The following is an 8,065-nucleotide window of genomic DNA, read 5'->3' as shown; positions in this document are numbered from 1 at the left end:
GTGGCCGGCTTTCTATTAATTATGTTTTGGGGATAACTATTTTGAGATGAACTTCAGGTCATCGATGCCGGTAACAAAATCAGCGTGATCTTTATTTTGAGTCCAGAAAAAGATCCTGAAATGGTTGATCTTGGTGTAATCGGCGCCCGGGTCAGTACCAGAGGGTTTGATGGACTTATCAAAATCCAGTGTGACCTGGTTCCAACCATTTTTTAGCGTTGGGATCAAATCTTTTACGTCCCACGCCGATTCATGATCATCTGATTTACCAGAGCTGGTGATTTCGATAGAACCATCCGCCTTCAGTAATGAAACATCAGATACATACCACCAGAAAGTGAATCTGCCGTCGGCTGCACTAAAACTGCTATTAACAGGTGGGTCGATATCCTTAATGAACTGCATGAAGTCGCTCCCGTTAGCAATGGTGTTTTTAAGATATCCCGTACCTTCTTTTTGCCCACTTGTTGCTATGGTTGGCGTACCCACGGTTTGCCAACCATCCGGCTTATCAGCGTTATCAAATACTACGGGTGGTGGGGCCGGTGCCGCCCTAAACACAAAATCATCAACCCCGGTAACCAAATCGCCATGATCTTTACTTGTTGTGAAAAAGAAGATCCTGAAGTGATTGATGGCCGAATAATCGGCACCGCCATCATTTGTTTTAATGGCCTTGCTGAAGTTCAGGGCAATTTCGTTCCACCCATTTTTAAGTGTTGGTATTAAAGGTGCAACGTCCCAAGCAGATTCGTTGACATCTGATTTACCTGAACTGGTGATCTCAATAGAACCATCGGCTTTCAGCAATGAAACATCCGATACATACCACCAGAATTTAAACTGGCCATTATTACCTGTTAGCTTGGTATCAAGCGGTGTAGACAGGTCTTTGATAAACTGCATAAAGTCGCTGCCGCTGGTTATTGTATTCTTCAGGTAGCCGGCACCTTCCTTTTGTCCGCTGGTTGCTATGGTTGGTGTACCAACAGTTTGCCAGCCATCGGCTTTATCCGCGTTATCAAAAGATATCAACGTCGGGTCTACCACCGGTGGAGCAGTGGTATCGGGCGGTGGTGGCTTCAGGTATGAAGTATCACGTGAAGCATATTTTTCTTTTTTGCACCCCACAATACTGAGGCCTATCATGAGGATGGAGCAAGCCATCGTTGTTTTAATAAATTTCATTTCCTTTTTGGTTTTAGGTTAACTTTTAGGAATATCTACCTGTACTATCTCCGAAAAATTTGAGCTGTTGAAGCTATCGCTCAGACGAACGCCCACCCGCACAAAAAAGGTACGGCCCGGAATGAGATTGGGTACGGTAAGTGTTATCGATTTTTCGGCAGCGCTCATGTCAATAAATGCCTTGTTGATAGTTTTGGCGTTCAAGTCCGAAAAGTCGCGGATTGAAGCGCCTGTACCTACAAGTTTGGTAGTATTTACATATGGCTGCACATCTTTGATGGTTGGTAAGCCGGCAATAATAGGCGCATCGATATCAAATGTGAGCGTAAGCGTTGTGCCGGTTAAGGTATGGGTGAAGTTTTTGATCACGATATACGGTGTAACCGTAAAGTCATGCTTAGTGCCTTGGCCAATGTTAACCGTCACAGTATCAAGAACCGGCCAGAAAGCGCCGCCGGTAGGTACAATTTTATACCCGCCTTTAAACAACTTTGAATCCTCATAAGTACCATCAAATTTACTTGGGATAGTTTGCGGACTTGTCCAGCCAATTTGTTGTAACTTGATAGTTGTGCTGCCTCCGGAGGTAAGCAGATTACCGCCTTCAGATGATTTTATATTGCCTTGTAACGAAGCGTTAGGCCCATCATAGTTATCTGTTTTTGTACATGCAGAACTTGCCAGTATAGCTATGCCCACCAAAATTCTACCGATCAGATTTTTCATATCTTTAACTTTTAAATTCTTAATAATTAGGGTTGTTAGGAAGCAGGTTAGGGTTTTTGCCAATTTCGCCACCGGGAATCGGCTCATAATAAAACTGCTTTTGGAAGGTATATTCGCGATTGTACAGCTCTGGTTCGGCCAGAAAAATGTATTTGTTTTCGTTAAATACATAATAAGGCATCAGGCCTTTAAAGTGCGCGCGGTCAAGCACCACATCTGCAATGCGCCACCTTTTCAGATCCCAGTAATACTGATTTTCAAAGGCGAGTTCCATACGTCTTTCTTTACGCACTTTATCCAGATCGATAGAACCATAAGGTGTAGCTCCTGCTCTGCTCCTGATAAGGTTAATAGATGTTAAGGCGTCGCCTGTATTACCTAATTCCATTGCGGCTTCGGCACGGTTTAATAATATTTCGCCATAACGCAGGTCTATCCACGGCTGTTCACTACGGTAAAGATCAACCGAAGCCTGGGGTTTATTATAATCAACATATTTGCGCACGTAAAAACCTGTACGGGTTAGCTCATCGCCGCCAGTCCAAGGGCCTGTAAAGCCAATTACCTGTTTTCCCTGATATAGTGTTTTGGTATCACCCGAAAGTATGTATGATCGTGAGTTTGGTTGTTTAGCAACCTCGGCGGCGGCCGTTCCGCTAAAGGATGGATAAATACCCCTTTGCATATCAAAGGTAAGCCCTCTTAAAGTAGCGCCCGGAAAATATACTGTGGCCAACAGCCTTGGCTCAACACCCTGCATCAATTCGCTTCGGTCATTAAAACGCCGAGGTGTGCCGTCTGAATTGGTTACCGGCAAGTCTCCCCAAAGTTGCACCAAATCTAACGTTGGGTATGCGCGTGATAAGGCATTTGCCGTCATATAACGCGGCGACATGGTTGCATCCCAGCTATGGGCCGTATTGTTAGCAATTGAATATTGTTTGATAAAGATGTTTTCCGGGCTTCCGCTTTTTAAAAACACGTCGGCGAAATTTTGAACTTTGTCTGAATTTGCTATGTAAAGCGAATAATGACCTTCAAGCAATTTAGCAGCATCATAAGCTGCCTGGAAATAAGTATTTGCTTTAGCAGCCGGAATCCCCGCCAGACCTTGTGAATGAGCCGGACCGTCGACAAAATTTACTGAACCATATTTGGCTACGCAGGCAGCGTAAAGCATAGCACGCGATTTTAAGGCGGCGGCAGCATACCTGTTAGCCCTGCCGGCATCGTTAGTTTCGGGCATCATTTTGTAACCCAAGTCAAGTTCGGCACCGATAAAATCCCAGGTGGCCTCTTCCTTATCACGATGAACCTGCAACTGAGAAATGGGGGCTGCCGGGTCCTGCGGTACCGTGATGATAGGTACTCCGCCATAACGTTTAGCCATGCCGAAATAATAATAAGCTCTTAAAAAATGAGCTTCACCCAATAATGCGTCTACCTTAGCCTGTGTTAATGCCGCAGCATGTTTAGGTAGTTCGGCTATCAGGGTGTTAACATTGCGGATATCACCATATGGCCAAAAGCCAAAACCGGCGCCAATGTCCATACCGCCGAAAGGCCCAACTTCTTCGCCTGTAACAGAGGCCGAAGTATAAAAGTTCATCCACGGGTTGCCCGGATTAAAGCCCGGGTGCGAATAATGAATACCGTTAACATCCACATCCTCTCCGCCATCGGGCCGGTATTTAAAATCCTCAATGGGGAGATTCCGATAAATGGTTGCTAAAAATGATTTAACACCAGCTTCGCTATCGTAGATAATATTAGGGGTAAAGATATTTGTTGGCGGAATATTTAGTTTTTGGCAGGAAGTTACCAGAGTACCTACCCCGACAGATATTGTTAAGATTAATTTATGTATACTTTTCATGTGTCGATAATTTAAAAGGAAACGTTAGCGCCCAGATTAAAAGTCCTGTTCATTGGGTAGGTGTATCCGCCTAAAGCGGTAGCGCCAAAGCCGTTATCTCCCGGTTTAGGCCCCTGGTGCTCTGGATCGTAGTTTTTTAAACCTGTAAATGTCAATAGGTTATAGCTGTTTACATAAACTCTGAATTTCCTGACACCAATGGCTTTTAATACAGATGGCGATAGTGAGTAACCAAATTCAAGTGTTTTTAAACGGAGGTAACTGGCACTCTGGATAGCTTTTGTGCCCTGCGCGTCTGGTGAACCCATTGCAGGATAAAATCCGGGTATCCATTGGGTGTTTGGGTCAAATACGTTGGCAGATGGATCAACCGTGTGCCAACTGTCCAGGAAACGTGTTAACGCACTCCTGTTATACATCAGTGGCGATGCAAACTGCTCACCGTATTGTACGTAAACACCGGCAGCCCCTTGTAAAAGCATGTTCATATCAAAGCCTTTATAACTTACGCCAATGGTAAGGCCATAATTGTACAAGGGGATATCAGAAGTGGCAATAGGGTGACTGTCTTTGCCGTCAATTACGCCGTCGTTATTCCAATCTTTGTAATAGTAATCACCGGGAATGGTATTATTGTTACCACCACCAGTATTTACACCATAATTATAGATCTGGTTATATGAGGTAAATTGGCCGGCATATTCAGGTCCCCACCAAATGTTCTGGTACCTGTTGGCCTGGCTGTTTTTCCATTGTTCGTACTCGTTACCGGCGCGGCCTTCAAGTACTTTTATTTTCTTTAAACGGGTTGTACCGATGTTTCCGGTAACGTTTAAACCTACAGGACCAAATGTGTTACGGTACGAAAGGTTAAAATCTAAACCCTGTGCCCGGTTACTTTCATAGTTTATGGATGGCACTGGTGCACCTACTGTTCCTGGTAAGGCTACAGCTGGTGTAACCGGTAACCCTGTTTTGTCGTTTCTGAAAACCTCGACGGTACCGTCAACTTTTCCGCCAAATAAGCTAAAATCAACGGCGATGTTTTTGATGGTACTTACTGACCAGGTTAAACCGGCATTGCCCAATTTGGGGGCAGAGCCATTTACCGCGCTTGCTCCAAATATGTAACTGTTAATAGGATAGGTATACCCATCAACGTAGTTGAATGCAGGCGCGTTTGCCTCATCGCCTGTTTGGCCATATGAAGCCCTGATTTTTAAGTTGGTAAGGATGTTTTCAGATACCAGCTTACGGAAAAAATTTTCCCTTGTTAATACCCAGCCAATTGAACCACCCGGGAAAAAGCCCCACTGATCGGGGCCTGGCTTATACAGGTTATTACCATCTCTGCGAAAGCTAAACTCGGCAAGATACTTGCCTTTATAATCATAATTGAACCTGCCTATGATACTTCTGTGGGCGCGGTCCTGTAAGGCACCAGCATCCATACCGCCTGCCATGTTTGAGTTTTGCAAACCGCCGAACAGGTAGTCGACAGGGATCTCAACATCACGATAAGCATTAAAGTTATCGGCAGTTTCATGACTTTGCTCATAAGTAGCCATAGCAGTAATGTTATGGTCTTTAAAAAAAGTATGAGCATAATTTAATGTTACCTGGCTTAAAGTATTCAGATGGGTGTAATATTGACGGGTAATGCCGCCCGGGGAGTTTACGAGGTTGGGGAGGTAAGTATCATCCTCTGCTTTGTATGTGTATAAGTTAAATGACCTTTTTATGATATTATTATCAGCAGTGCCATATTCGATGTTGAATAAGGCCTTAGCGCTTAAACCGGGAACTCCAGGTATATCATATTGTAAATTTAACTGACTTGTAATGTTTTTGTTCCTGAATCTTTTTGAACCTACCTTATCAGCATCAGTGGCAATGGCTGGGTTCACGTTATCACCCTGAGGTATCAGGCTGGGATATAATGGGTTGTCATTTGCATAAACCTGGTTTATAGGTATCTGATTCCAGGTATACTTGTAAATGGTCCATTCATCGGTATAGGGTTGTTTTTTCTCATCCATCCAGGCCGATGTTAATACCTGTGCCTTTAATCCTTTGGTGATACTTGCAGTAACGTTCGACCGGAAATTATACTTATTGTAATTTAAGTCGCCGCTTTTAAAAACACCATCTTGTTTTTGGTAACCAAAGTTGAAGAAATAGCTGATCTTATCAGTTCCACCATCAATATTTAAATTGTGTTGTATCTGGTTAGCTGTTTTTTTGAAAGCCAGGCCAATCCAATCAGCTGATTTGCGGGTACCATCAAGCCATGGTTTCATATCTGCATATGAATATTGCGGAGTTACGTTGTGTACAAAGTTATTAGCAAAATCGCGTTTAACCTTTTCGTTTGTCAGCAGCATATAATCAACAGCGCCTACGCCTTCGGGCATACCCAAAAATGTTTGAATAGCATCGTTAACTGAATAATTAATATTGATTTTGCCGTTTTTACCGCCTTTTTTAGTCGTTATCAAAATAGCACCACCGGCAGCGCGCATACCGTAAATAGAAGCAGCGGCATCTTTGAGTACCGAGATGCTTTCGATCTCATTTGGATCCATACGGCCAATAGTTGACTGGTCTCCTCCGATAACACCGTCGATTACAACGAGCGGCGCATTGGTATAGCCCCTAATGTTTAAATTATTGGCGTATGACCCTGGCTCGGCAGTATTTTGAACAATACGTACACCTGGTATTTTACCGGTTAGCATATTGATAACACTTTCGTTTTTGGTTGTGGTGATCTCTTTGCTTTGAAGTGTAGCAATGGAACCCGTAATGGTTGCCCTTTTTTGCACACCGTAACCTACAACTACAACCTCCTCAAGGCTTTTATTGGTTGTTTTTAGGGCGATGGTGCCGTCTTTGATGTCCTTAACGGCTATTTCCTGTGTTACATAACCTATATAGGATACTTGCAGAATGGTATTAGGTCCGGGTACCTGGAGCTGGAACTTGCCGGCTACATCTGTAATGGCGCCAGTATTTGTATCCTTGATCTTTACACTTACCCCCGGAAGTGTCGACCCATCGGTTAAGTCTATAACTTTCCCGTTAATGGTAGTTTGCTGGGCTAACAAACTAAGCGGGAAAAGGAAGAAAAGTATAAGTAAGTATTTATATTTTTTCATATCGTCTCTCTTTGTTGATTGGTTAAGTTTATTTGGTTGGTTACCCGCCTGGGGTAATAAATAGCGCATGCAGCGGCAAGCCTTACGGCGGGTTGGGATTGTAGTAATACATGGTTTAAAGAGTTTGGTTAAAGCAGTGCTTTGTTGCAGTTACGCGATAAAAAGCACCGTAGCTGGTTTATAATTTCAAGTACAAAACAACAGGCCGGCATTAATAAAAAATAAATAATACATTAATAAAGGGCGTATTAATGTTCAAAAACGCGGTTTTATGAACTTTTTTGCAATCGATTGCGAGAAAAGGAGGGTCACTTGTAAAATAATTTGATTTTTAATGACAGGAGGGATAGGTTGATGTATTTTTAACAAAAGGTGATACGGATTAGCAGATATTTAATTATTGGCACGAAGAAACGGGGCGAAGCCGTAAATTATATGATACAAGGTCTTGATTTTTGCTTAAAAAATGTAGTTTTAAAATTCGTGAACCAATAAACTTATATACCCTTATCTTAATGCCCCTTAAACGTGCCTGCCAGCTTCCTGTAAAACTGCTATTGCTTATTATGTTGTGTTGCGTAACCTGCTTTTATGCATCAGCACAAAAAAAGAACGCCGGGTATAAGTACCATATCCGCAGGGCTACGTCGGCTATTACTATTGACGGGGTGATGAACGAGCAAGCCTGGATGCAGGCCGATTCGGCGGGCGACTTTTTTATGGTGCTGCCGATGGATACCAGCAAGGCTACAGTTAAAACTGATGTTAGGATGACCTATGATGATAAAAACCTGTACATTATAGCCATCAACTATAATTCGGTACCCGGGCCCTATATGGTTGAGTCATTGAAGCGCGATTTTAATTTTCTTAAAAACGATAACTTCCTCATCTTCATGGATCCGTTTGATGCCCGTACGGATGGGTTTAGTTTTGGGGCCAACGCAGCCGGAGGGCAGTGGGATGGGAGCATGTATGAGGGCGGCAAGGTTGATCTGAGCTGGGATAACCGCTGGTACTCGGCCGTGAAAAATTATCCTGATAAATGGATCTGGGAAGCATCTATTCCGTTTAAAAGTATCCGTTATAAAAAAGGGATCAAGGAATGGGGCATCAA

General features: G+C 43.3%; 5 protein-coding genes. 1 reads left to right on the top strand and 4 read right to left on the bottom strand.

Translation table 11 applies throughout. From position 1 onward, the window contains the following. Positions 1-36 precede the first annotated feature (36 nt). Genes VF500_RS08460 through VF500_RS08445 form a run of 4 tightly spaced genes read right to left on the bottom strand, consistent with a single transcriptional unit; the run spans position 37 to position 6,948 of the window. The gene (locus VF500_RS08460; RefSeq protein ID WP_330859258.1) at positions 37-1,188 is read right to left on the bottom strand and encodes a hypothetical protein; all 1,152 of its coding nucleotides are present in this window, start codon (positions 1,186-1,188) and stop codon (positions 37-39) included. Positions 1,189-1,206: 18 nt separating this feature from the next. Further along, positions 1,207-1,914 carry a DUF3823 domain-containing protein gene (locus tag VF500_RS08455; RefSeq protein WP_330859257.1) on the bottom strand — a complete coding sequence of 236 codons (708 nt, stop codon included), beginning with the start codon at positions 1,912-1,914 and terminating at the stop codon, positions 1,207-1,209. 19 nt (positions 1,915-1,933) lie between these two features. Next, positions 1,934-3,790, bottom strand: a complete 1,857-nt coding sequence (locus tag VF500_RS08450) for a RagB/SusD family nutrient uptake outer membrane protein (protein ID WP_330859256.1) — start codon at positions 3,788-3,790, stop codon at positions 1,934-1,936. A gap of 11 nt (positions 3,791-3,801) precedes the next feature. Further along, positions 3,802-6,948 (bottom strand): SusC/RagA family TonB-linked outer membrane protein, encoded by a 3,147-nt coding sequence (locus tag VF500_RS08445; RefSeq protein ID WP_330859255.1) that lies wholly within the window; start codon positions 6,946-6,948, stop codon positions 3,802-3,804. Positions 6,949-7,463: 515 nt separating this feature from the next. Here VF500_RS08445 and VF500_RS08440 point away from each other — a divergent pair. Then, positions 7,464-8,065, top strand: a 602-nt coding sequence (locus tag VF500_RS08440; RefSeq protein WP_330859254.1) for a carbohydrate binding family 9 domain-containing protein, incomplete at its 3' end; no start/stop codon positions are given.

The sequence above is a fragment of the Mucilaginibacter sp. genome, assembly GCF_036383575.1.
Taxonomy (GTDB): domain Bacteria; phylum Bacteroidota; class Bacteroidia; order Sphingobacteriales; family Sphingobacteriaceae; genus Mucilaginibacter.
The sequence above is the reverse complement of the archived record's forward strand: the minus strand, read 5'-3'. Positions and strand labels throughout refer to the sequence as shown.

Excerpts from the sequence above, each read along its gene's own strand:
- VF500_RS08460 (WP_330859258.1), bottom strand. The coding sequence starts at position 1,188 with ATGAAATTTATTAAAACAACGATGGCTTGCTCCATCCTCATGATAGGC.
- VF500_RS08445 (WP_330859255.1), bottom strand. The coding sequence starts at position 6,948 with ATGAAAAAATATAAATACTTACTTATACTTTTCTTCCTTTTCCCGCTT.
- VF500_RS08450 (WP_330859256.1), bottom strand. The coding sequence starts at position 3,790 with ATGAAAAGTATACATAAATTAATCTTAACAATATCTGTCGGGGTAGGT.
- VF500_RS08455 (WP_330859257.1), bottom strand. The coding sequence starts at position 1,914 with ATGAAAAATCTGATCGGTAGAATTTTGGTGGGCATAGCTATACTGGCA.